Origin of the sequence: Marinobacter halotolerans (genome assembly GCF_008795985.1) — a bacterium.
GTDB lineage: Bacteria > Pseudomonadota > Gammaproteobacteria > Pseudomonadales > Oleiphilaceae > Marinobacter > Marinobacter halotolerans.
Window position 1 is genome coordinate 499,115 of the sequence record NZ_VMHP01000002.1, and the last position, 24,729, is coordinate 523,843.

Sequence of the window (24,729 nt, forward strand, 5' to 3'; positions counted from 1 at the left end):
TCAGTCTCTCCCGACCGAAAAGGCGCCACAATGCCCCAGAATCCTGATTTTGACCATGAGGCATTCCCCGTACTGGTTCTGGCGGCTGGCGCGTCACGGCGTATGGGGCGTCCCAAAGCACTGCTGCCCATGGGCGAGGGCACAATGCTGGACCGGGCAATCGTGCAGGGCAGGCAGCTCGGCAAGCGGGTGACGGTGATCACCGGCGGGGGCTATCCGCTGGTTCGTTACCGTTGTCGGCAACAGGCCTGGCGTTGGCACTATGCTCGGGACTGGTCTCAGGGCATGTCTGCATCCCTGAAGGCGGGCATTGCATCCCTTGGTGCAGGCGCCAGAGGCGTTTTCGTTGTATTGCTGGATCAGCCCCTGATTGAACGCAGCGATCTCGCCCATCTGGCCATGGCAGCCCGGCAGTGGCCGGATACTCCTATTGCTGCTGAAATCCATGGCAGGCCGGCCGCTCCGGCCTATATTCCGAGGAGTCTGTGGCGAGACATCGGTTTGCTTGAGGGCGATCGGGGCGCGGCCTCGATACTGGCCTGGCACGGGGCGATCACACTGCCCATTGGTGGGGTTCTCAGCGACGTGGATACCATCGACGACTGGCGACGGGTATCCCGGAATTACACAGAGCGCTTCGATAAATTGGCAGAATAGGGTGGGTTGTATTCGTCCAGCCAGTGCCCTAGCTCCGCCAGTGGCAATGGATGGCAGAGCCAGAAACCCTGAATCCGGTCGCATCCGAGGGTTTTGAGCAACTCCGCGCTTTCCTCGGTTTCTACCCCTTCTGCGACCACTGCGTAACCCAGGCCGTGAACCATATTGATGGACGTCTCCACAATGACCCGCGAACTGTCGCTGGTACAGACGTCCAACACGATCGAGCGGTCGAGCTTGATTTCCGTCGCCGGCAACTGTTTGAGATAGGACAGCGATGAGTAGCCGCTGCCGAAGTCGTCAATGGATATGCCTACACCGATGTCTGCCAGGCGCTGAAGCGCTTTCAGGCCGCATTCCGGATCTTCCATTGCGGCGGTTTCCGTCAGTTCCAGGGTGAGCCGGCTGGCATCCACGCCGTGATGCTGCAGTGCTCCCGTAATCTGGTCGGTCAGATCCGGGGAGGACAGGTCCCGGGCGGAGATGTTGACGGACAGCGTCAGGTCCGGATGGGCTTCAGTCAGAACCGCCAGATCCCGGACGCCCCGGCCGATGGCCCAGCGGGTGAGCTGCATGATGACCCCCGTATCTTCCGCAAGGGGGATGAAATCACCGGGAAAGACCCATCCTCGGTCGGGATGGTGCCAGCGAATCAGTGCCTCGATTCCCGCAATCTTGCCGGTTTTCAGGCAGATTTTTGGCTGGTAGTGGAGCTCGGTCCGATTGGAGCCCAGGGCATCGCGGAGATCCGACATCAGGGTCAGACGGCTTTCGTTGTAGATGTCGAACTGCGGTGAGTAAAGGCCGGTTTCGTACTTACTGTGGGGCGTGATTTCCATACCCACGTGCGCATTGCGAATCAGCAGGGCGGCATTGTCGCCATGGCCGGGATAGTGGGCCGCGCCGAACTTGGGATGGAGCTCAATGGCCAGGTTATCCATCATCAGGGGTTCCGCCAGCTGTCGCAGGGCAAGGTTCAGGCCCTGATAGTCATCGTTCACCAGCCGGCAGTTGATCAGCAGCCCGAAACAGTCGCCGGAGAGCTGGAATACACACTCCCGTTGACCCCGGGAATCCTGACTGCAATGAACGCTTTTCAGAGTGGACGCCATTTCAGTCATTTGACGGGCAATACGCTGGACCAGCTTTTCACTTCGGTTCAGTCCCAGCGTCCGGTTGATTTCATCCAGCCGGGTAATACGGGTGACGCCCACAAAGTACTCGCCGTCAGGATCCTCGCTCAGTCGCTGGTTTACCATCCGTTCAAAACGGTTGCGGTTGGGCAGGCCGGTAACGGGATCGTGGGTCATGGCTTCGGTGAGTCGATCCTGGGCTTCACTTCGGGCCTTTTCCTTGAGAAGGCTGTCAGCCTGGGCGGCGATCTTGTCTTCCCGTTCCCGGTAGAGGCGGTCGGCCAACGCCAGCGTCAGGATGAAGGCTTCCAGTCCGGAACCAATCTGCATGGCGTGCTCGGTCATAAAATTCTCCGGGAAGAAGCCAAGCGCGCGTCCGGCCGTGGCCAGTACCCCGATGGTCAGAGGCGTCCAGGCCAGGGTGAAGAATGCGCCTGCGCGCACCCCGGCTGCCCAGGTGATCGGCCCCGCCACAAACAGCAGTGAGAAGAAGAGAAGCGCCGACAGTGAGGACAGAATAATGGCCGAGTTGTAGCTCAGGTTCAGGGCACAGATAAAGTTGAGGATTTCGAAGGCGATCATCGCCCGAATGGCAATATCGAGCTTCGGACTGTGGGACGGGATCTTTAGAAACCGGCGACAGAAAAGCACCGAAAACAGCGCCAGCAAGGGCATGGAGACCAGTAGTGCTCGGGCATGCAGTTCCGGTGACTCCGGGTAGAGAAGCTGAAAACCGTACCCTTTGATGGACGCGAAAAACAGCAGGTAGCCGCTGATCGCCAGTGCGTAATAGAGATATAGCCGCTCGCGCAACGTCAGGAAGACGGCCAGGTTAATCAGAATAATGACGGTCAGGGCGCCGTAGTAGAAAAAATGCAGTTTCTGCTCACCGGAGGCGGCGCCGAAAAAACGGTTCTCACGCCAGATTTGCAGCGGCAGTATCATGGAGCCCGCTGTTTCAACCCGTGCATAGATCGTTTTGGACTCGTCCGGTGCCAGGCTTAAACGCAGCAGCATGTTCGGGTGATCGATCTCCCGGGGATAGAAGGGCAGAGCATCACCGGTTCTGACAACCCTTTGCTGGCCACCGCCAGACATAACATGGAAAGTCACCCTGTCCAGTTGCGAGTATGCCAGCTCCGCGACCAGATTGAGCGTCTCGTCCGTCTGGTTCGCGATGGCAAAACGCAGCCAGTAGGCAGAAGACGTTATGCCAAGAGTGGCACTGCCCTCGGATGCGGTCGCCCATTGATCAGTGGGCTGCTCAAGAATGTCGTCGATGGTGGCGGAGGCGTCGGGGTCTTCAAGATAGGAGAAACGGGACGGAATCTGAGCGTCGTCCGAGATCACGATGGGTGACATGTCCGCATTCGCCAGAAATGACAGGCACAATGCAAGTGATGCCAGAATTGTTCGTAGAGACGATGCTGCTCTCACAGTTCGCTGACCATATTTTTGTTGGCGACGGCAGCACAGGTTGGTCCTGCACCTTGGTGTTGTGGTCGTCCCTTACCCTTTCTTCTCTTTACCTTAGTCCTCTATGGGATAAAACGGAACAGACTACTGTATTGGTCCTGTAGTCAATGGTGACCACCATGACCTCAAACGCCCCGCAAACGGAAAAGGTTCCCGCCGGGGCGTTCTCGCCATCGTCCCCAATCGGTCGGAACTAGCCAAAAAGACCGGAGATGAACGCAATGCCAACGGTAAAGATGCCGAGGCTGGCGGCCAGGCCGATGGTATAGATGCGGGAGGTGGCCGAGCGCTGCTGGGAAATGAAAAGATCAATAGTCCGCTGTGCGATATCTTCTGCCGTCTCTCTGGAGATTTCATGGGCCTGTTGAATGGCCTCGGATTGCAGGGTTTGCCAGAACTCGGTATCGATGGTCTGCACGCTGGTGATGTGATCCTTCAGCTCAGCCATATTCTCCGCGGTAAATCCGTTGTTCTTGGAGAGCTCTTTGCGAACCTGGGACAGCTCCTGAACCAGGTTCAGGTTCACCTCGGCAGCCACGTCGTCCCGCAGGTTGGCGGTGCGCTTGTCGATCATTTCGGTCACGGCGTTCAGCCGTTCTTCCATGACCGTTTCCTGTTTGCGACTGGTCTCATCAAGAACACGCTTGAGATGATCAAACTGCTCATCAAACAGTGAGCTGAGCAGTTCATGCAGGCGGTTGTTGATATGAGTCTTGACCGCAGAACGGGCAATCTGCTCGATCAGGTCGCTGGTCAGCGGCACCACCTGGGGGTGATTCTGTTCGCTGGCGTCCTGGCCGTTGCCTTCGGTTTTGGGGGACAGTTCCAGGGAGGCATCCGCCGGAATATCCAGGGGCTCTTCGTCTTCCGCTTCCTGCGCGAAATCCAGCTCCGGGGGTTCCGGCAGGGTGCCGCCGGACACGTCGATATCCAGCTGTTCCAGAACCGAGCTCAGACCTTCTACCTGGGGCGGTTTGGTGAGGATGTTATAAACGCCAAAATTCCTGGCTTCCTCGGTAAACGACTGGGACTTTTTGGAGGTGCACATAATGATGGGAATGCCGGCAGTCTCCGGGTTGCCCTTGATGGCCTTGGTGGCTTCCACACCGTTCATCCCCGGCATGAGGTGATCCATGAAAATTACATCCGGCCGGTTGTTGGCGTTCAGGTAATCCAGGGCTTCTTCTGCCGAGCCGGCCATGTTCACTTCCATGTCCCGGCTCTCAAGCAGTTTGCTCAGTGCAAACCGGGCTACTTTGGAATCATCCACCAGGAGCGCATTTTTAATCGTCATGTTACAACCTCAACAGCTTACGTGTTCGTTATCGGGCGCAAGCCCGGGGGTTTACCAGCCTTCCAGATTCGGGCACTGGGTCGCCCTGTAACTCTTGTCCCGATAACAAACACCGGGTTCTGTTGTGCGGGCGGTGAATATCTCACCGGCCGCCGTCGTCAGACGAACCTGTCCATAGGGTTCGCCATAGCGGAAGGTCGCCTGGATCGAGCTGCCGTTGGGATTGCTCAGCAGGCCTTTTCCATGGAACGAGCCTTCAATGTACTGGCCTTCGTATTTCTTGCCGTCGGCGAAGACTTCCTTGCCCTGGCCGTGAAATTCGCCGCTGGAAAACTCCCCTTCGTAGAACCGGCCATCCGGGTAGGTGAGAGTGCCTTCGCCGTGGAACTGGTTGTCGCGAAAGCCTCCTACGTACAGCATGCCGTCTGAGGACGTCAGTGAACCATGGCCGTTCAGTTTACCTCCGGCCCACTGTCCGGTCAGAATATCGCCGTTGGCCATGGTGAGAGTGCCCTGGCCATTAAACTGGTCATCGCGGAACTGGCCGGTGTAACGGGCGCCATCCGCGCCGCGCCAGGTTCCCTGGCCGTGGCGTTTGCCACTGCGCCAGCCGCCTTCGTATTTGCTGCCATCCGGGTACCAGGCGGTGCCTTCGCCGTGGAACTTTCCATCCACAAAGTGGCCTTCGTACCTCAGGCCTTTGCTGTTCACCAGCGTGCCATCCCCGGTTTTGACGCCGCCAACCCAGGTGCCGTCGCGATAGTTGACGTTGGTAAAGGCTTCCAGTCGCCCAACCAGAGTGGTTTCGTCGCCGGCATCCAGGGTTACGGTTTTCTGCCAGGGCTGGTAGCCGCTCTTACGGATGACCACGTCGTAGGTGCCGGGCTTCAGTTCCAGATCCAGCCGGGTCGCGCCGTAATTCTTGCCGTTTACCGTAACCTGATCGCCCAGCACGTTGGACCGTAGTACCAGGAGACCGGTTTTTGGTTGCGGTTCGGGTTTGGGCGGTGCTGGTTTCGCTACCTCGGGCTCTGGAGTGGGCTCGGCTGCTCTTGCTGGCTCGGGGGTGGGGTCGGACTTCGGGGTCGGGGCGGGAGCTTCTGCGGTGGCGGAGGCCATGGCGGAAGCCGGTTCAGCCTTGGCGATCAGCTGGGGCTTGTCCTGCATGGGGCTGAGAGTGAAAGACTCTGCGCCGCTTTCCCTTGCCGGAGTATCATTCTGCGCGCTCTGTGGCCGTGTTGCGGTCGCCGCCGGCTTCTGGTCATCAAGGAAGACGCTGTCGGCCTGCTGACTGGTGGCGGCCTGAGTAAATGCGGGCTCTTGCCCGGTATCAAATTCGCTTGCGGTGATCTCCTCCCGGACCGACGCAAATCCCGCCGTGACTAACAGCATGAGCGCGAGGGCGTTGATAAACAGGAGCGGTCTGAAATCGACCATAGGCAACCTCTCAGTACTTGTTCTTGCGTAACAGCACCGCGACCGGAAGGCCACGGAGAACAACATGACACGCAGTTATCTTACCGAGTCAGGCTTGCCTTATGTAACAGAAAGTCACTGAAGTTAACGAGAATGCAGGACAAATCACACTTTGTCCGGAAGCTGATCATGGTTGAGCTGCTCCCAGGATCGCATGTAGACATCCGCCTCGTATTCGTAGGGCGATTTGAAGGGTGTAAGCACGAAATCAAATACCAGAAAGAAGAAACCAATGGAGGCCCAGGCAATGGCCAGGGTGCTGAGCGTGGTTGCCTGTTCCTGGGGATTGGCCTGCACAAAACTCTGCAGCAGGGGAATGAGATCGGTCGCCATCACTACCGGGTTAAAGCTCGAGAGTACAAACGGCAGCCAGAAAGCAATGAATACCGGGAAAAATCCGAACGACCAGAGTACACGCCTCAGCAGGTAGATGCCGACTGCCCGCCAGAATCGTTGGCGAACTTCCGGAACCTTGCGGATCTTCTCAAGATAGCGGCGTCTTTCGGCCCAGTAAGCGGCGACTTCCGGGGCCTGCAAGCCCTTGTGGCCACCCTTGGGGGAAGCGGGCTGCGGCGCTGATCCGGATGGCTCTTCTGGCGTAGAAATCGACATGGAGTATGGTACTACCCTGTTGCTTTGCGTTTATGCATGATAGTTGAAACTACGTGTTACCCTACAAATCCTTTTTCATGAAAGACAGGACAGTAATCAATGGCTGCAGTTATCGAGAGTAAGGTCCACCCGGCCTTTGAGCAACTCCGAAGCCACCGGATCGACACGCTGAATCTGACCGTCGAGGAGTATCGCCACAAAAAAACCGGCGCCCGACATCTGCATCTGGCCGCCGATAACGACGAGAACGTGTTTTTTGTCGCCCTGCGCACCTTTCCGATGGATTCCACCGGCGTTGCCCACATTCTTGAGCATACCGCGCTCTGCGGCAGCGAGCGTTTCCCGGTTCGCGACCCGTTTTTCATGATGATCCGTCGTTCGCTGAACACCTTCATGAACGCGTTCACCAGCAGTGACTGGACGGCCTATCCTTTTGCCAGTATGAACCGGAAGGACTTCGACAACCTGTTGACGGTCTATCTGGACTCGGTGTTCTTTTCCTCGCTTGATCCGCTGGATTTTGCCCAGGAAGGCCACCGGCTGGAATTCGATAAGCCCAACGATCCGTCAACGGATCTGGTTTACCGCGGTGTGGTCTACAACGAGATGAAGGGCGCCATGAGCTCGGCCACCTCCCAGTTGTGGCAGAACCTGTCCAGCCATCTGTTCCCGACCACCACCTATCACTACAACAGTGGTGGCGAGCCCGATCATATAGTGGACCTGAGCTACGAAGACCTGTTGAGCTTCTACCGCCACCATTATCATCCGAGCAATGCGACTTTCGCCACCTATGGCAATATTCCGGCCCACGAGCACCACGAGCGTTTCGAGGAATTGGCGCTCAAGCGTTTCGACCGTCTGGATATCGATCTGCCGGTGCATGATGAAAAGCGTCTGTTTTCGCCGGTTCGTGTGGAGCAGGGTTATGCGGTCAGCGAGCAGGAAGAAACGGCCAACAAGACCCACATCGTTATGGGCTGGTTGCTGGGCCACAGTTTTGACCTGCAGGAAAACCTGGAAGGCCAACTGCTGGCCAGCGTTCTGCTGGACAACAGCGCCTCGCCGTTGATGAGGGCGCTGGAAACCACGGATATCGGCCATGCTCCGTCGCCGATGTGCGGTATTGAGGATTCCAACCGGGAGATGACCTTCGTCTGTGGGATTGAGGGTACCGAGCCCGAACAACAGAAGGCTCTGGAAACCCTGATCGAGGAAACCCTGGCCAACGTGGTGAAAGAAGGGGTCAGCCAGGAACGCCTGGAAGCGATTCTGCACCAGCTTGAACTGCACCAGAGGGAAATTGCCGGTGACCAGTTCCCTTATGGCCTGCAACTGATCATGAGCGCTATTTCCCCGATGATTCATGGTGGCGATCCGGTCGAGCTGCTGGATCTTGAGCCGGTTCTGGATACCCTGAGGGAAAAGATCCGCGATCCCGACTATGTGCCCGGCCTGATCCGTCGCAAGCTGCTGGAAAACCCCCATCGCGTTACGCTGACCCTGCGTCCGGATAACCAGCTGGAATCCCGTCGCCAGGAGGCGATTCGTGAAGCGCTGGCCCGTCGCAAGGCCGAGCTGACGGAAAAGGAAGTACAGGAAATCATCGAACGGGCACAGGCCCTGGAAGAGCGGCAGACACGCAAAGATGACGATTCCATCCTCCCGAAAGTCGACCTCAGCGATGTACCTCTGCAGTTGCCCGAGCCGGAGCGCCGTTATGACGGTGATATGGCCGCATCGCTTTATGCTCGTGGTACCAACGGCCTGGTGTATGAGCAGATCGTTCTGCCTGTGCCCGACCTGTCGGAAGACGAACTGGTGCTTTTGCCCTATTACACCACACTGATTACGGAAGTGGGCTGCGGTGACCTTGACTATCTGGGCATGCAGGACCGGATTTCCGCCGAGTCCGGCGGCGTCAGCGTGTCTTTCTCGGCCAAGGGCGAAGTCGACGATGTCCAGAATCTGAGTGGTTACATGATTTTCAGTGGCAAAGCGCTGGCCCGAAATCGTGGCGCCTTGACCAGGCTCCTTGGCGATCTTTTCAACGGTGCCCGCTTTGACGAGCACGAGCGCATACGGGAACTGGTTGCCCAGGTCCGCGCCCGGCGCGATCAGGCCATCACCGGCAGTGGTCATGGCCTCGCCATGGGCGCTGCGTCCCAGGGCATCAGTCCGGGAGCCTGGCTGGCCTTCCGCCTTGGCGGTCTGGAAGCCATTCGTGGCGCAAGGTCCCTGGACAAGTCGCTGGATGACGACAACGAACTGGCGGCATTCTGTGATCGCCTGGCCGGTCTGCACAGCCGAATCCGGCAACAGAATCGCCAGTTCCTGCTGATTGCCGAAGACGAGCAGCTTCAGCCGATGCTGGACGAGGTTAAACAGCACTGGAGTGGGCAGCCAGAGGGCAAGAGCGAACAATGGCATCTCAGCCAGGCTCCGTATCAGGTCAACCAGGCATGGCTGACCTCAACCCAGGTCAATTTCTGTGCCCGCGCTTTTCCGACCGTCGCGGTGGATCACCCGGACGCAGCAGCGCTGACGGTGCTGGGCGGCTTTCTGCGAAACGGATACCTGCACCGGGCCATTCGCGAGAAGGGTGGCGCCTATGGTGGAGGTGCCGGTCAGGATAGCGTTAACGGCACTTTCCGCTTCTTCTCTTATCGGGATCCGCGCCTGAGTGAAACCCTGGATGACTTTGATCAGTCACTTAAATGGCTTCAGGAAGAGGATCACGATGCTCAGGAACTGGAGGAGTCCATTCTGGGGGTGATTGGCCAGCTGGATCGGCCCCGGTCCCCGGCAGGTGCTGCACGGCACGCCTTCCACAATCATCTGTTCGGCCGTTCACCGGAGCAGCGTTCGCGATTCCGTGAGCGAGTGCTGGCGGTGACTCTGGAGGACATGAAGCGCGTGGCCCGGACCTGGCTGACCCCGGACAAGGCCAGCACGGCGGTGATCACCAGCCACGATAACCGTGAACTGGTTCAGAAACTGGGGCTGGAGCTGCAGGAGCTCTGAGCTCCTGCTGTTACCGGTTCCGTTTCAGTCCGGCGCTGACCATAATCCGGGTGGAGATTTCCTCCACCGAGTAGGCGGTGGTGTTCATGTAGGGAATCCGCTCGCGCCGATACATCAGCTCGATTTCCTCAATCTCGTGCATGCACTGCTTGATTGACGCGTAGCGGGAGTTCGGGCGGCGTTCATTGCGAATGGTCGCCAGTCTTTCCGGGTCAATGGTCAGGCCAAAGATCTTCTGTTTGTGGGCGCGCAGAACCGCGGGCATGTTCTGGTCGTCCAGGTCTTCTTCGGTAATCGGGTAGTTCGCTGCCTTCACGCCGTATTGAAGGGCCAGATAAAGGCAGGTAGGCGTTTTGCCGCTCCGCGAGGCGCCCACCAGGATGAGATCTGCCTCGTCATAATGCCGCGTTCTGGCGCCGTCATCGTTGTCCAGCGCAAAGTTAACGGCCTTGATCCGCTGCTCGTATCGGCCTTCATTGTTGATGGCATGGGATTTACCCACCGAATAGGAAGACGATGACTGCAGCTCCTGCTCCAGAGGGTTCAGGAAGGTGCCGAATATGTCGATCATGAAGCCGTTGGCTCCGGCGATAACATCACGAATGTCGCTGTTAACAATGGTATCGAACACCAGAGGCCGGGCACCGTCGGTCTGCTCCGCCTGGTTGATGCGTTTTACCATCTCCTGAGCTTTTTCCGTATCGTCGATATAGGGAACGGTCACCCGTTCGAATTCGATTTTCTCGAACTGCGCAAGAAGGCTGTGCCCGAGTGCTTCGGCGGTGAGGCCGGTGCCGTCGGAAATGAAAAAGGCGGTACGTTTCATGGTGTCTGGATCGGCTCCGTATTTGGCGGGTACCCTAGGTAATTGCCACAGGTTACAGTATCATACACGCCAAGTTCGATAGCTCGCAGTGCAATGAATCAAGGGAGACTCGCTTTGGAAGATTACATTATCTGGTTTGATCACCTGGGAATGTCTGATGTGGACCGGGTGGGCGGAAAGAACGCCTCCCTCGGCGAAATGATCAGTAATCTTGCCAATGCTGGTGTCACTGTGCCAGGTGGTTTTGCGACAACAGCTCACGCCTACCGCGAGTTTCTGGCCAAAGACGGCCTGCGGGAAAAGATCGACAATACCCTGGACAGTCTGGACATTAACGATGTGAATGAGCTGGCAAGGGTCGGTTCGCGGATTCGCCAGTGGATCATCGATACGCCTTTCCCGGAGGCATTGGAAAAGCCGCTGCAGGAAGCCTTCGCGGCACTGCAGGCAGGAAATGAGAACATGGCGGTTGCCGTGCGCTCATCCGCCACGGCGGAGGATCTTCCGGATGCCTCGTTTGCGGGCCAGCAGGAAACCTTCCTCAACGTGGTGGGGCTGGAACAGGTGCGCATGTCGGTGAAGGAGGTGTTTGCCTCCCTGTTTAACGACCGGGCGATTTCCTACCGGGTCCACCACGGGTTCGATCACAAGCAGGTAGCTCTGTCGGCCGGAATCCAGAAAATGGTCCGCAGCGAGACGGCGTCCTCCGGCGTAATGTTTACCCTGGATACCGAGTCCGGATTCCGCGACGTGGTGTTTGTGACCGGCTCCTATGGCCTGGGTGAAACCGTGGTACAGGGCGCGGTTAACCCTGATGAATTCTATGTTCACAAGCCCACTCTGGACGCTGGCCGCCCGGCGGTCTTGCGCCGCAATCTTGGCAGCAAGGCCATCAAGATGGTTTACCACACTGACTCATCTGCCGGGCAGTTTGTGGAGACCGTCAAGGTTGATCAGCAGGACCGTGACCGGTTCTGCATCTCCGATGCCGAGGTAGAAGAGCTGGCCAGGCAGGCCATGATCATCGAGAAGCATTATCAGCGCCCGATGGATATCGAGTGGGCGAAGGACGGCGATGATGGGCGCATATACATCGTTCAGGCGCGTCCCGAGACGGTCAAGAGCCGGGCCAGCGCCAACGTCATGGAACGGTACCTGCTCAATGAGACCGGCAAGGTTCTGGTGGAAGGGCGGAGCATCGGCCACAAGATCGGCAGCGGTCCGGTCAAGATCATCACCAGCATCAAGGAGATGGATCGGGTTCAGGCCGGGGATGTTCTGGTCACAGACATGACCGATCCCGACTGGGAGCCGGTCATGAAGCGTGCCTCCGCCATTGTCACGGATCGTGGCGGTCGTACTTGCCACGCGGCCATTATTGCCCGGGAACTGGGTATTCCGGCGGTGGTGGGCTGTGGTGATGCCACGGAAGTGCTCAAAGACGGTCAGGAAGTGACCGTGTCCTGCGCCGAGGGTGATACCGGCATGATTTATGAGGGCAGTCTTGATTTCGAGCTGAAGGAAAACACCGTCGATTCCATGCCGGCGATACCGTTCAAGATCATGATGAACGTGGGTAACCCGGACCGGGCGTTCGATTTCCAGTCACTGCCCAACGAAGGCGTGGGCCTGGCCCGGCTGGAGTTCATTATCAACCGGATGATCGGCGTGCATCCGAAGGCACTGCTGAACTTTGACGGGCTGCCACGGGATATCCGCCAGACCGTGGAAAAGCGGATTTCCGGCTACAGTTCGCCGGTGGATTTTTACGTCGACAAGCTGGTGGAAGGCATTTCCACACTGGCGGCGGCCTTTGCACCCAAAAAGGTCATTGTTCGCCTGTCGGATTTCAAATCCAATGAATATGCCAACCTGATCGGTGGCACCCTCTATGAGCCGGACGAAGAGAACCCGATGCTCGGGTTCCGCGGTGCTTCACGCTATATCTCTGAAACCTTCCGCGACTGTTTCGAGCTTGAGTGCCGGGCGCTGAAGAAAGTACGCAACGAGATGGGGCTGACCAACGTCGAGGTGATGGTGCCATTTGTTCGCACCGTGGGTGAGGCCGAACAGGTGGTTAACCTGTTGGCCGAGAACGGCCTCAAACGCGGCGACAATGGCCTGCGCGTGATCATGATGTGTGAGCTGCCCGCCAACGCTCTGCTGGCGGAACAGTTCCTCGAACATTTCGACGGTTTCTCCATCGGCTCCAATGACCTGACCCAGCTTACCCTGGGCCTGGACCGGGATTCGGGCATTATTGCCCACCTGTTTGACGAGCGGAATGACGCGGTCAAGGCCTTGCTGGCCAGCGCCATTCAGGCCTGTAAGAAGGCCAACAAGTACATTGGTATCTGTGGGCAGGGGCCTTCCGATCATCCGGACCTGGCGAAGTGGCTAATGGACCAGGGTATCGACACCGTATCCCTGAACCCGGACTCGGTGCTGGATACCTGGTTCTTCCTGGCCGACGAAAAAATTGACTGATTGATTGAACAAGGAGAGCGCAAACGTGCCTATCGTAACTCCGGACCTGTGCGATGATTACCCTGAAATTCTGGCCGTGGAGCCGGGGTTTCGCAATTTCGGCGGCGTGGACAACTTCGGCGGCGAGATCGTGACCGTCAAGTGCTTTGAAGACAATTCTGTGGTCAAGGAGCAGGTTGCGCTGCCCGGACACGGGAAAGTCATGGTGGTTGACGGTGGCGGCTCAAAGCGGGCCGCGCTGCTCGGCGATATGTTGGCAGAGAAAGCCGTTAGCAACGGCTGGGCAGGCCTGATCATTTATGGCTGCATTCGCGATGTGGACGTGATTGCCAGAACCGAACTGGGAGTTCAGGCTCTGGGCTCTCATCCCCGGAAAACCGAGAAGCACGGCGTGGGCCAGCTGAATGTGCCGGTCACCTTTGGTGGGGTGACCTTCCATCCGGGCCATTATGTCTATGCAGACAATAATGGCATTGTCGTTTCTGAGAAGGCTCTGGTTAACGCTTGACCTGAATGATCTCCACGCCCAGCAGGTAGCCGTGTTCGTCGGGTTCGCAACGCAGAACCCGGCATACTGTCTCGAAGGGCGGGAACTGGTCGCTGGTGGACGGAAGGAGGGTGTGGATTTCGTCGCCCTCCGAAAATGCCTTCTCAACGAAAAGCTGCATACCTGTGCCACTGAGATCGCGGCAAATTCCAGCAAATGAGGCACCGCTGGCGTCGGTCAGTTCAATCTCTGCGTTCATCCTCATGCGATGGAAATCGCGCTTCTCTGAATAGTCCTTCATGGTTGCAGACATCACCGAATCTCCCGCTTGTTGTTTTGATATTTATAATGGCTTCAGGCTGGGGCGTCAAAGAATTCATGGGAATAAAAAACACCCAATACCGCATATTTAGTATTGAGTGTCGAAATTGGCACAACATGTAGGGCTTGCCCGGGTCTTTACTAGACCCAGTTATCGTTCTTTCTGGTTGGCTTCAGAGCAGGAACGATCAGCGCCAGAATGATGCCCAGCAGCACAAGGCCGGCACCGATCAACATGAAGTCCGATTCCTTGTTTGCTTCCAGCCGTTCCTTCTCGGCCGTCAGCACTTCCAGTTCGTTCAACAGCTTCTGGTTCTCATTTCGCAGATCTTCATTGCGACGATTGATGCTCAGCGTATCGGATGCCACAGTCTTTATCTGCTGCAGTTCCTGGCTAAGGCGGCCGGCCCGAGCCTCAAGCGCTTCCTGTGATTCGCGGAGCTCGTTGCGTTCGTTGGTTACCTCTTCCAATTCTGCCCGGAGAGAGCTTACCGTTTCCTGTGCCTTGGCAAGTTGCCGGTTTGCCGACTCCAGTCGGGCGCGGGCAATGGGCGTTTCCGATATATAGCGGGAAACCATCCAGCCCTCGATACCGTCCGGTGTTCTTACCCGGCTGTAGCCGGAGTCTGAGCGTTCGAGGAGCTCCAGCGGGGTGCCGCTACGAACGCCGGAATGCAGAATCCGGTATTCCGTGCCCTGGCCACTGCGGATCGGGGCATAGAGGGTATCGTCCACGTAAACTGTTTCGGCGTATGCAGAGGACAGGGTGGCGAAAAGGATAGTGAAGAAAAATACGCAACGGACAATGGATCTTGAAGCCGGCACTGGTTGTATTCCCTGAGACAGTGTTTTGACGGGCAATTTTGTCATAGTTACCAAGCCATACAAGGTAGGTTTCATTACAAAACCCTCATCCGAAAAGCGGTTTCTCGCCGAATCAGGGCAGTACGGCCTTGAACGGTTTGACCGTGACTTTTTGATACACCCCGGCGTCCACATAAGGATCGGCGTCTGCCCAGGATTGTGCTGCGTCCAGGGAATCGAATTCGGCAATGACCAGGCTGCCAGTGAAGCCCGCATCGCCCGGTTCAAGAGTGTCCAGGGCAGGGTGAGGCCCCGCAACCAGCAGCCTGCCCTCGGCCTTCAGCTGGTTCAGCCGTTCAATGTGCGCGGGACGTGCTTCGGCCCTCAGAGGCAGGCTGTTTTCAATATCTTCGCTGATGATGGCGTAGTACATCCGGAGCTCCGTTTGGGGTTCGTGTGGTTCAGTGCCGACTGGTACACTGTCGACACTGTATCGCTATCTGGAATCCTCGTGACTATACCCCAAGAAACTGAATTCTGCATTGATCTGCATTGCCACAGCACCGCCTCGGATGGAGCCTTGCCGCCGGAGGAAGTGGTCAATCGGGCGGCAGACCGGGGTGTCACTCATCTGGCCCTGACGGATCACGACACGGTTGCCGGTATGGCAGCGGCCGAAACCTCCGCAGCCGCCAGGGGAATCGCGCTGATTGCCGGCACCGAACTGTCCTGCGTCTGGCACAGCAAGACAATTCACATTGTCGGCCTGGATTTCGATCCTGCTGATTCCGGTTTCAAGTCGGCGCTGGAGCGCCAGAATGCCAATCGCTGGGCGCGGGCAAGAGCCATAGCAGACAAGCTGGACAGAATCGGTGTTGAAGACCTTCTCGACAAAGCAACTCGCTGCTCAAACGGAGACGTGCCCGGACGCCCGCACTTTGCCCGGGTGCTAGTGGACGAGGGTGTCGTCACGAACCTTGCACAGGCTTTCAAGCGCCATCTGGGGCAGGGCAAGCCAGGTGACGTAAAGGCCTTCTGGCCCGAGCTGGAGGAGGTCGTGCAGTGGATTGTCGATGCGGGTGGCATAGCCGTGCTGGCTCATCCGAAGAAGTACCGGTTAACCGCGACGAAACTGCGTTCGCTGGTAGCGGACTTCCAGCGGGCCGGCGGTAAGGCCATGGAAGTATCCACGTCCGGTCAATCAAGCGGCGACCTGGGATTTCTAGCGGAGCTTTGCCGTCGGGAAAAACTGCTGGCCTCCCAGGGCAGTGATTTCCATTTTCCGGGAGCGCCCTGGTGTGAGCTGGGCCGGATAACAAAAATGCCAGACGGCATAGAGCCCGTCTGGCATCATTTCAAACAACCTGTGGGGCTTCCGGTTCAGTCCGGAGCGTGAAACAGCAGGTACAGGTCCGTCAGCGAATCCGGAATGGCGTCTGACATCTGTCTTGCCATCTTCTCGTCATTACGGACCTTCTGGAAATCCTCATCCTCGAATAGTCCCGACAGGGTCAGCATGGGCACGAGCAGATCCGCTGTTTCTTTCTCGTCCACTTCCAGCCAGGCATCTTCGTTTTCCAGGAAGGTATCCACAAACCCCGCGCACCAGTTTTCCAGTGCGTTCATCGGGTCGCCATCTTCCGGCTCCGGGAGCTCCAGAGTCTGCCCCATATCCAGTGCATGGGCCATATCCCGGGCCAGCTGATCGACAGCTGACCTGAAGGTCTGAGGCGTTTTCTCCGGTGCCGCGCCCTCGGTACCGGTTGCCAGCGCGAAAATATCATCCGCGCTCAGGGCAACCGGGCCGACCACGCTGGCGCACACAATGCCGTGAAGGCCGAAGAAATCGACGGCCTCATCGCCCCAGGGATCGGCAAACAGGATGTCTTCTAGTGACTCAATGTCCGAGTTGGAAAGCATCCTTTAATTGCTCCCGGCGGTTTTTTTGGCTTCTTCAGCCGCACGACGGCGCTTGCGAACCTCGCGAGGGTCGTTGTAAGCACGGCCCGGAGTAACCGGAGGCTCCGTCGGATCGGGAGTCTCGTCAGAGGCCTGTTCAGACGCTTCTGACTGAGCCTTCTCCGGCTCCGGTGCAGGTTTCGCACTGGCTTCCGGCTCAGGTGCAGGTTCGGCACTGGTTTCCGGCTTGGCCTCCGCCTCTGGAGCGGCCTCCGGCTCTGGCTTTACCGGCTCAGTCGTCGGCTTTTCAGTCTCGGGCTGCGGCGCGTCTGCCGCAGCCGCAGGGGCCTCGGTCGCAGCAGGCGTCTGCTCTTCGGGCTGCTCTGGCTGATCCGCTTTCTTCTCTGCCGCTTTCCGCGCAGATGTCCGCCGCGGCCTTGAAGGCTTTCTTTCTGTAGTAGCTTCTTCTGGCGGCTTTTCAGCGGGAGCTTCGGTCACCGATGGTTGATCTGTTGAAGGCTCTTTTTGCGCTGAGGGCTGTTCCTTCGCTGAAGGCTCCTCTTGCACTGAAGGCTCTTCCTTCGCTGAGGGTTCCTCTTTGGATGAAGGCTCCGCTTTTACTGAAGGCGCTTCTTCCACCGCAGGTTCCGCTTTGACGGAAGACTTTTCTTCGACTGAGGGCTGCTCCTGCTCAACCGGGGGCTGTTGAGCTGCAGATGGCTCTTGCCCTGCTGAAGACTTTTCTTCAGCCAGCGGTTCGTCTTCCGGAGACGGCGTGGGCTCGGCGACGATGTCAGATGCCTTCACGCGCTCTCTTTGGGGCCTTGGAGCTGCCTGTGTTGCAGCTTCTGTCTCGGGCGCACTCGTTGGTGAGGCTTCAACCGTTGGCTGCTGCGATGGTGCTTCAGCCGTTTCTTCTGGCTGGGTGTCTTTCTGATGGTGCTCGCTACGGGCACTCTTTCTGTCAGCTGGAGTCGACGCCGCCGCTTCCACAGGGGAGCCGTCACGGTTCCGGTTGCGACGCGGCCTGCGGCGCTTCTCGCCACTTCCGGATTTCTCCGGGCCGGCATCGGCCTTCTCCTGCGAGGGCGCTTTTTCGGCTACTTTCTGCTGTGGCTGGGCGGAATCGTCGGATTCTTTCTGGTCACGGGCCTGGGGTCTGCCACGGCCACGATTCGGCGATTGGCCATCCTTGCGGCCTCCGTCGCGGCGGCTGTCCCGGGACTGCTCGGCACTCGCACTCTGCTTCTGTTCGCCATCGGCCGTTTCGGCATTGCGATTACGGTTGCGGTTGCCGCCACGGCTACGCCCGCGGCCGTCTTCATTGCGGGCCTGACCCTGGCCACCCTGGCGGCGATCGCTGCCACTGCGCTTGCCGCTGTCGCCGGAGCCACTCTCGTCTCTGGCTACGCGGGTTTTGCGACGGTCCTGCCGGTCCTGGCCCCGGCGCTCATCCCGATTCGGGCGGTTGGCGCTGCGGGTATCCGGCTGGGGGTCGCCAATAATTTCCTCGCCGCTGAAGAAATCCGCAATCTTGCGGCCCAGGCGGCTGAACAGGCCTTCGGTCTGCTCCTTGGAGGTTTCTTCCGCTTTCGCGGCCGGAGCGGCCGCAGGGGAGGGAGCCGGTGCAGACGGGCGAATGGCCTTCACGGCCGCCTGTTCACGAACGGGTGGCGGTGCGACCGGAGCTTCAAGAATTTCTTCTTCCCGCTCACTGTATTCCTGAGCCACCTGGTAGCTGGAGACGTGTTCGGCACCGGTTTCATCGTCGCGCATGCGGACAATTTCGAAATGCGGTGTTTCCATGTGAGGTGCCGGTACCACAATCACCTGGACTTCCTGGCGGGCTTCAATGTCGGAAAGCTGCTTGCGCTTTTCGTTCAGCAGGAAGGTCGCCACGGCGACGGGCACGATGGCACGTACTTCGCCAGTCTTGTCTTTCGAGCATTCTTCGAATATCAGGCGCATGATGCTCAGTGCCAGGGACTCGATGCCACGAATCGTGCCCTGGCCTTCGCAACGGGGGCAGACTTCGCTGCGGGTTTCGCCAAGGGAGGGGCGCAGGCGCTGCCGCGACATCTCCAGCAGACCGAAGCGGGAAATCTTGCCAACCTGAACGCGGGCCCGGTCGATTTCCAGGGCTTCGCGGACTTTCTGTTCCACTTCTCGCTGGTGTTTGGCCGGCGTCATATCAATGAAGTCGATAACGATCAGGCCGCCCATGTCCCGCAGACGCAACTGTCGGGCAATTTCCTCAGCGGCCTCAAGGTTGGTCTGTCGTGCGGTTTCCTCAATATCCTGGCCTTTGGTGGCGCGAGAGGAGTTGATATCGATGGATACCAGGGCTTCGGTCGGGTCGATCACGATCGAGCCGCCGGAGGGCAGTTTCACTTCGCGCTGGAAGGCGGTCTCGATCTGGCCTTCGATCTGGTAGCGGCTGAACAGCGGGATTTCGTCTTTGTAGAGCTTGATCTTGTTCTCGAAGCTGGGCATGACGGCCCGGACAAAGTTGAGAACATCTTCATAGACGGTATCGGAGTCGATCAGAACTTCGCCGATGTCCTGGCGGAGATAGTCCCGGACCGCGCGAATGATCACGTTGCTTTCCTGGTGGATCAGGAAGGGTGCCTTGCGCTCGCCGGCGGCCTGGGAAATGGCTTCCCAGAACTGGACAAGGTAGTCAAGGTCCCACTGGAGCTCTTCGGTGGAGCGCCCGATGCCGGCGGTGCGAACAATGATTCCCATGGATTTGGGAACCTGAACGTCGCTCATGGCTTCCTTTAGCTGGGCACGCTCGTCGCCTTCGATGCGACGTGAGATGCCGCCTGCCCGAGGGTTGTTGGGCATTAGCACCAGGTAGCGCCCGGCAAGAGAAATAAAGGTCGTCAGTGCGGCACCTTTATTGCCGCGCTCTTCCTTGTCCACCTGGATGATGACTTCCTGACCTTCGGAAATCACTTCCTTGATGTTGATCTTGCCTTCGATCTGCCCCGGAGACTTCTTGAAGTACTCCTTGGAAATCTCTTTCAGCGGCAAAAAGCCGTGCCGTTCGGCGCCGAAATCGACAAACGCAGCTTCGAGGCTGGGCTCGACCCGGGTAATCCGGCCTTTGTAGATGTTGGCTTTTTTCTGTTCACGAGAGCTGGATTCAATGTCCAGATCAAACAGTCGTTGTCCGTCGACCAGAGCTACGCGCAACTCTTCAGGGTGAGTTGCATTTATCAGCATTCTTTTCATGGGAAAGAAAGGGTTCCTGTCGTTTTGTGATGACAGAAAACACGGGGGGAATACATCAGCGAAGCAGAACGTGCGTGCCGTGGGGCTCCGATTCAGGGAGCGGGCCGACGGCCAGACGAATCAGATAGTAACTGGGGATTGCCCTGTTAATCCGAGTCCACCGCCGACGATTCGACTGCGTGATCGCAGTGAAGGGTCGTATGAGGTCGATGTCTGTAGACGCATGTTATCCGTTTTCAGGTTCACGCTGGCGCCTTGGGTCTCACGTCATATTCGTATGCTGGACGGCCCGGCCCTGCGTGCTGGCAAAGATTTTTCGCTATGTCGCCCGTCGGTTTTCCGTACGGTTTATAATTCCCGCCTATGCGGCATTTTCCGCGAGTGGGCGGGAGTGTTACTGCCGCCGTGCCCGGTAATGATTGGGCTTCCGGCGTTCAAAGTCTTTGATAGTGTCGGTATACTTTTGCCGCTCCGGCTTCTGGCATGTTGGCCAGGCCGTAGACAAACGGCAAATCACGTCGGAATATAACAGCAATAGTGCGCCCCTTCAATCCCGCGCTCATCGGCAATTAAGGCATCTATGTCCCGGTCCCCAAGACAAAAGCGCAATTCCACCAGGCGCCCCTCTGTGGGTGCGTCAGAAGCCAGAGCCAATGACCGACGTCCAGATTCCCCGGGCGAGGTGCGTCAGGGAGTCCGCAAGGTTGTGGTGGATGAGGACAACGCCGGCCAGCGGGTCGACAACTACCTAATGGCGCAGATCCGTGATCTGCCCCGAAGCATTGTCTACCGTATTATTCGCAAGGGGGAAGTCCGGGTAAACAAGGGGCGGGTCAAGCCCGATACCCGGCTGAAGGCCGGCGACGAGGTGCGGATTCCGCCGGTCACCCGCAAGGAAAAACCGGCGCAGGTGGTGCCGGGGTCGCGGGTTCAGGGCGTCATTGAAGATGCCATTGTGTTCGAGAATGACCAGATGCTGGTGGTGAACAAGCCGTCAGGTATTGCGGTCCACGGCGGCAGCGGCCTTGATTTCGGGCTGATCGAGGTGCTTCGCGCAGCGCGCCCTCAATCTAAGTTTCTGGAGCTGGTGCACCGACTGGATCGGGATACCTCGGGGCTGATCATGGTGGCGAAGAAGCGCTCGGCGCTTCGGTTTCTGCAGGATGAGCTGCGTCAGAAACGGGTTCGCAAGCGCTACCATGCGCTGGTCTCCGGTCAGTGGAGCGAGCAGGTCACCCGGGTTAAGGAGCCGTTGTTGCGGTTCGAGCTTAAGTCCGGTGAGCGCAGAGTCCGGGTGGATGCGGCAGGGAAGGAGTCCCTTACACTGTTCCGATGTCTTCAGCATTTCGGCGGCTATAGCCTGGTCGAGGCGTCTCCGGTTACCGGGCGCACCCACCAGATCCGTGTCCATAGCGCCTGGGTCGGTCATCCGATTGCGGGTGATGACAAGTATATGGATGATGTCAGCCTCAGAGCGTTTCGCTCGGCCGGCGGCGATCGGCTAATGCTTCACGCCCGGGCGTTGGACTTTTCTCTTCCCTCAACCGGAGAGCCGATGCACTTCGAGGCCCCTTACGATGACGCTTTCTCTAAGGTGATTGCCAGACTCGAGGCCCGGCTTGAGGCCCGGCTTGAGGGTGGAAGCTGAAACGCCGGCACGGCCGGGACGTGTAAAGACTGATTGATAACGGGCCACGGGTGTACGTGGCAGAAACCATCCCGTCAGGACAGGGTTCATGGATATAAAGGTAGTAATATTTGACTGGGACGGAACGCTGATTGATTCCGTGGAGCACATTGCTGAAAGCCTGCATCAGGCTGCCACCGATCTTGGTTATCCGGAACTGGAGCGCGAGGCTTATCGCGACATTATCGGACTCGGCATGGTCGAGGCCCTTCACAAGCTTTATCCGGGCATCAGTCACGAGGAAATGACCCGTATTCGAGAGGGTTATTCCACCTATTTCTTCTCCAAGGTGACTACGCCCCAAAACGTCTTCGCCGGAATGACCGAAGTGGTGACAGACCTTCGCGCCGCAGGCCGAGGCTGCTCGGTTGCTACCGGCAAAAGCCGCCGGGGGCTGGCGGAAGCTCTGGTTTCCAGCGGTCTCGGGCCCCATTTCGATACCACTAAATGCGCCGATGAGACCCGTTCCAAACCGGATCCCCGGATGCTGTCGGAAATCATCGAATTCTACAATATCAGGCCAGATCAGGCTGTGATGATCGGCGACACCCGTTATGACCTGGAGATGGCTCAGCGTATCGGCATGCCGTCTATCGGCGTTGAGTGGGGCGTGCACCAGCGGGATGTTCTGCAGCATTATGAGCCACACGCGATCGTTGATACGGTGGCCGATCTTCGCGGCATCCTCGGCATCTAGAGAACAAAGGCGGGCGTTTGTATGAGTGAATGGGATTCAGATCAGAAGTCTGGGTGGGGCGACAAGCCGGTGTCCGGTGGCGAGGGTTCGGCTTCAGGTGGGCGTCGCCCGGTGGAGCGGCCAGAGTCTGCCCGTGACTGGAAGCTGATCGAAAAGCTGGTGATGTCGCTTCAGTCCGAGCAACGCAAGAGCCGCCGCTGGGGCATCTTTTTCAAGCTGTTGACCTTCACCTACCTGTTCGCCCTGTTTTTCCTGATCCAGTTCCCGGGCATGGGCAGTCTCGACAGCGCGACCGGAAAGCACACCGCCCTTGTGGAGGTGAACGGAACCATCGCGGCAGACGAGATTGCCAGTGCCGATCATATCGTCAGCGCTTTGCGTAACGCCTTTAAGGACGAGAATTCGGTTGCCGTCATCATGCGAATCAACAGCCCCGGCGGAAGCCCGGTCCAGTCCGGCTACATCTACGATGAAATGATGCGCCTTAAAGACGAGTACCCGGACAAGAAGCTGTATGCCGTCATATCCGACGTGGGGGCGTCCGGCGCCTACTATATTGCAGCGGCAGCGGATGAAATCTACGCCAACAGGGCCAGCCTTGTGGGTTCTATCGGCGTTGTTGCCGGGGGCTTCGGCTTTACCGGTGCCATGGAAAAGCTTGGCGTTAACCGTCGCCTTTACACAGCAGGAGAGAACAAGGCGTTCCTGGACCCCTTTTCGCCGGAAAAAGAGGAAGAGGTGGAATTCTGGGAAAGTGTTTTGAAAACTACGCACCAGCAGTTCATCGAGAGCGTTCGCAAAGGGCGGGGTGATCGTCTTGTGGACGACGAGCGGCTTTTCTCAGGCCTGGTCTGGAGCGGAGAGCAGGCGCTTGGTCTGGGTCTGGTTGACGGTCTTGGCAGTACCTCCTTCGTTGCCCGGCAGATTGTCGGTCAGGAAGAACTGGTTGACTATAGCCATCGCAAGTCGCCCATCCAGGACATTGTCGATCAGTTCGGGGTATCCATCGGAAGTGGTATTGCCGATTATCTGATGGAATCAAGATTGCAGTTGCGCTAGCGCCTCTCCAGGCTGGACGCCAGAAGCGGATTCAGTCCCCAGTTGCATAACATGGCGTTCAGTGCGATCAGGGGCAGGCCAACCAGGCTGTTCGGGTCCCGGCCTTCCAGTGAGTGGAAAAGAGCAATGCCCAGTCCTTCCATTTTAAAACTGCCGGCGCAATCAAACGGTTGCTCGATGGCGAGGTAGTATTTGATCTCCTCACGGGACAGGTCGCGAAAGTGGGCGGTGAACACCTCGCAGTGGGTCTGTTGCTCGCCATTGGCCGCGTTCAGAAGACAGAGTCCGGTAAAGAAAGTGACGGCCTGCCCGCTGCTGCGGCAAAGCTGATCGATGGCCCTGTCCATGTTGCCGGGTTTGGAAAGGTGCCGGCCGTCTTCCAGCGAGGCGACCTGGTCGGAGCCGATAATCCAGTGATCAGGGTAGGCGGCGGCGAGTGCGCTGGCCTTTTCCCGGGCAAGGCGAACAGCCAGCGTGTCGGCGGCTTCTCCTTCACGGGGTGCTTCGTCAATGTCCGGCGAGGCTGTTTCGAAAGGCAGTCCAAGCCTCATCAGCAGTTCTCTGCGGTAGGGCGATGACGAGGCAAGTAGTAGTGGTTGTGGCATAGCTGACTCCGGGGACGAAAGGAATATTGTAGAATACACTTACAGGTGCCGCTGGCTCTGCTCAAAAACAGAGGAAGTCTTTGACACCGGCGGGTCAGGCCCCTAGAATTGCGCGCCTATGTCAAATGCGTCAAACGCCGAACTGCCCAGAACTGTCGACCCATTCAGGTTGGCAGAGCAAAACGTCACTCTGGAGGGAGCGATTCCTCTGAAGGCGTTGTCTCGTTTTCGGGATGCGGTTTTTCGGACTGAAGAAGGCAGCCAGTGTCAGATTACGCTGTCGTTCTCTCTCGATAGTGAAAGGCGTCGGATGGTGGCTGGCGAGTTATCGGCGCCGGTGGTTCTGGAGTGTCAGCGGTGTATGGGGCCCATGCCTTTTACCCTGGTTTCCCGGTTCACGCTGGGGCTGGTCACAACAGACGAGCAGGCACAACAACTGCCAAAAGAGCTTGAGCCGTTTTTGACCGACGATTTCAGTGCTGATCTGTGGTCGATGGCGGAAGATGAGTTGTTGTTGGCGTTACCGCCGTTCCCGCTCCACGAGCGCAACGAGTGCTCGGCTTCCGCTACTCTCGAGTCGCTGGAGTCGGGCGCTGCGGCAGACGAGCCCGAACAGACGTCTGATGATAACCCGTTCAGCGTGCTGGCGGGGCTGAAGACAAAGAAACATTGAACTGGCGTTGCAGGCTTTCCATCGGGAGCGTGCAGCGCGTTTTTGTGAACATACGTTGATCAGGTCAGGAGCATAATCATGGCTGTACAGAAGAACCGAAAGACCCGCTCAAAGCGCGGCATGCGTCGTTCCCACGATGCCCTCAGCACGGCGGCCCTGTCCACCGATACCACTACCGGTGAAGTGCATCGTCGTCACCACGTTTCGCCTGACGGTTTCTATCGTGGCAAGCAGGTTATTGAGGCGAACGACGAGTAACCAGCGGCCAGCGGGAA

Annotated in this window: 21 protein-coding genes; 10 read left to right on the forward strand and 11 right to left on the reverse strand. The window is 58.1% G+C overall.

Annotation, left to right across the window (positions count from 1 at the left end; all coding sequences use genetic code 11):
• Positions 1 to 30: 30 nt before the first annotated feature.
• Positions 31 to 657, forward strand: coding sequence for a nucleotidyltransferase family protein (locus FPL19_RS12625; RefSeq protein ID WP_150912915.1), 627 nt, complete (start codon positions 31 to 33; stop codon positions 655 to 657).
• On the opposite strand, the gene FPL19_RS12630 is transcribed toward FPL19_RS12625, so the two are convergent.
• From FPL19_RS12630 to FPL19_RS12645, 4 genes are all read right to left on the reverse strand, one after another.
• A complete protein-coding gene (locus FPL19_RS12630) occupies positions 624 to 3,152 on the reverse strand; it encodes an EAL domain-containing protein (RefSeq protein WP_150912916.1) in 2,529 nt (842 codons plus the stop codon). The two genes, FPL19_RS12625 and FPL19_RS12630, sit on opposite strands and share 34 nt — an antisense overlap.
• Positions 3,153 to 3,459: 307 nt before the next feature.
• Positions 3,460 to 4,560 (reverse strand): response regulator, encoded by a 1,101-nt coding sequence (locus FPL19_RS12635; RefSeq protein WP_150912917.1) that lies wholly within the window; start codon positions 4,558 to 4,560, stop codon positions 3,460 to 3,462.
• A 51-nt stretch (positions 4,561 to 4,611) separates the two neighbouring features.
• Positions 4,612 to 5,997 carry a PEGA domain-containing protein gene (locus FPL19_RS12640; protein WP_150912918.1) on the reverse strand — a complete coding sequence of 462 codons (1,386 nt, stop codon included), beginning with the start codon at positions 5,995 to 5,997 and terminating at the stop codon, positions 4,612 to 4,614.
• A gap of 144 nt (positions 5,998 to 6,141) precedes the next feature.
• The gene (locus tag FPL19_RS12645; protein WP_225314410.1) at positions 6,142 to 6,648 is read right to left on the reverse strand and encodes a hypothetical protein; all 507 of its coding nucleotides are present in this window, start codon (positions 6,646 to 6,648) and stop codon (positions 6,142 to 6,144) included.
• A gap of 99 nt (positions 6,649 to 6,747) precedes the next feature.
• On the opposite strand from FPL19_RS12645, the gene FPL19_RS12650 reads away from it, so the two are divergent.
• A complete protein-coding gene (locus FPL19_RS12650) occupies positions 6,748 to 9,672 on the forward strand; it encodes an insulinase family protein (protein WP_150912919.1) in 2,925 nt (974 codons plus the stop codon).
• Positions 9,673 to 9,682: 10 nt separating this feature from the next.
• Here the strand turns inward: FPL19_RS12650 and ppsR are convergent, their stop codons facing one another.
• On the reverse strand, positions 9,683 to 10,498 hold the full coding sequence (gene ppsR / locus FPL19_RS12655; RefSeq protein WP_150912920.1) for a posphoenolpyruvate synthetase regulatory kinase/phosphorylase PpsR: 816 nt from the start codon (positions 10,496 to 10,498) through the stop codon (positions 9,683 to 9,685).
• Between the two features lie 93 nt (positions 10,499 to 10,591).
• On the opposite strand from ppsR, the gene ppsA reads away from it, so the two are divergent.
• Both ppsA and rraA read left to right on the forward strand, forming a co-directional pair.
• Positions 10,592 to 12,985: a phosphoenolpyruvate synthase gene (ppsA, locus tag FPL19_RS12660; protein WP_404802823.1), complete on the forward strand. Its 2,394-nt coding sequence runs from the start codon at positions 10,592 to 10,594 to the stop codon at positions 12,983 to 12,985.
• Positions 12,986 to 13,010: 25 nt separating this feature from the next.
• The gene (rraA, locus tag FPL19_RS12665) at positions 13,011 to 13,493 is read left to right on the forward strand and encodes a ribonuclease E activity regulator RraA (protein ID WP_150912922.1); all 483 of its coding nucleotides are present in this window, start codon (positions 13,011 to 13,013) and stop codon (positions 13,491 to 13,493) included.
• Here rraA and FPL19_RS12670 read toward each other — a convergent pair.
• The 3 genes from FPL19_RS12670 to FPL19_RS12680 form a co-directional block, all read right to left on the reverse strand.
• Positions 13,483 to 13,785 carry a PilZ domain-containing protein gene (locus tag FPL19_RS12670; RefSeq protein WP_225314411.1) on the reverse strand — a complete coding sequence of 101 codons (303 nt, stop codon included), beginning with the start codon at positions 13,783 to 13,785 and terminating at the stop codon, positions 13,483 to 13,485. The genes rraA and FPL19_RS12670 overlap by 11 nt on opposite strands.
• Positions 13,786 to 13,934: 149 nt before the next feature.
• Positions 13,935 to 14,618 carry a TIGR04211 family SH3 domain-containing protein gene (locus FPL19_RS12675; protein ID WP_225314412.1) on the reverse strand — a complete coding sequence of 228 codons (684 nt, stop codon included), beginning with the start codon at positions 14,616 to 14,618 and terminating at the stop codon, positions 13,935 to 13,937.
• Between the two features lie 112 nt (positions 14,619 to 14,730).
• Entirely contained in the window at positions 14,731 to 15,030 is a 300-nt protein-coding gene (locus tag FPL19_RS12680; protein ID WP_150912924.1) for a YciI family protein, read from the reverse strand.
• Between the two features lie 78 nt (positions 15,031 to 15,108).
• On the opposite strand from FPL19_RS12680, the gene FPL19_RS12685 reads away from it, so the two are divergent.
• Positions 15,109 to 15,993 carry a PHP domain-containing protein gene (locus FPL19_RS12685; RefSeq protein ID WP_150912925.1) on the forward strand — a complete coding sequence of 295 codons (885 nt, stop codon included), beginning with the start codon at positions 15,109 to 15,111 and terminating at the stop codon, positions 15,991 to 15,993.
• Here FPL19_RS12685 and FPL19_RS12690 read toward each other — a convergent pair.
• A complete protein-coding gene (locus FPL19_RS12690; RefSeq protein ID WP_150912926.1) occupies positions 15,978 to 16,517 on the reverse strand; it encodes a YecA/YgfB family protein in 540 nt (179 codons plus the stop codon). The two genes, FPL19_RS12685 and FPL19_RS12690, sit on opposite strands and share 16 nt — an antisense overlap.
• A 3-nt stretch (positions 16,518 to 16,520) precedes the next feature.
• Positions 16,521 to 19,733 (reverse strand): ribonuclease E, encoded by a 3,213-nt coding sequence (gene rne / locus FPL19_RS12695; RefSeq protein WP_150912927.1) that lies wholly within the window; start codon positions 19,731 to 19,733, stop codon positions 16,521 to 16,523.
• A gap of 580 nt (positions 19,734 to 20,313) precedes the next feature.
• Here rne and rluC point away from each other — a divergent pair.
• From rluC to FPL19_RS12710, 3 genes are all read left to right on the forward strand, one after another.
• Positions 20,314 to 21,381 (forward strand): 23S rRNA pseudouridine(955/2504/2580) synthase RluC, encoded by a 1,068-nt coding sequence (rluC, locus tag FPL19_RS12700; protein WP_150912928.1) that lies wholly within the window; start codon positions 20,314 to 20,316, stop codon positions 21,379 to 21,381.
• An 88-nt stretch (positions 21,382 to 21,469) separates the two neighbouring features.
• Positions 21,470 to 22,117 (forward strand): HAD family hydrolase, encoded by a 648-nt coding sequence (locus tag FPL19_RS12705; RefSeq protein ID WP_150912929.1) that lies wholly within the window; start codon positions 21,470 to 21,472, stop codon positions 22,115 to 22,117.
• A 21-nt stretch (positions 22,118 to 22,138) separates the two neighbouring features.
• On the forward strand, positions 22,139 to 23,176 hold the full coding sequence (locus tag FPL19_RS12710) for a S49 family peptidase (RefSeq protein WP_150912930.1): 1,038 nt from the start codon (positions 22,139 to 22,141) through the stop codon (positions 23,174 to 23,176).
• Here FPL19_RS12710 and FPL19_RS12715 read toward each other — a convergent pair.
• On the reverse strand, positions 23,173 to 23,781 hold the full coding sequence (locus FPL19_RS12715) for a Maf family protein (RefSeq protein ID WP_150912931.1): 609 nt from the start codon (positions 23,779 to 23,781) through the stop codon (positions 23,173 to 23,175). The genes FPL19_RS12710 and FPL19_RS12715 overlap by 4 nt on opposite strands.
• A 118-nt stretch (positions 23,782 to 23,899) precedes the next feature.
• Between FPL19_RS12715 and FPL19_RS12720 the strand changes: the two genes are divergently transcribed.
• Entirely contained in the window at positions 23,900 to 24,454 is a 555-nt protein-coding gene (locus FPL19_RS12720) for a YceD family protein (RefSeq protein WP_150912932.1), read from the forward strand.
• Positions 24,455 to 24,532: 78 nt separating this feature from the next.
• The gene (rpmF, locus tag FPL19_RS12725; RefSeq protein ID WP_150912933.1) at positions 24,533 to 24,712 is read left to right on the forward strand and encodes a 50S ribosomal protein L32; all 180 of its coding nucleotides are present in this window, start codon (positions 24,533 to 24,535) and stop codon (positions 24,710 to 24,712) included.
• Positions 24,713 to 24,729: the final 17 nt, after the last annotated feature.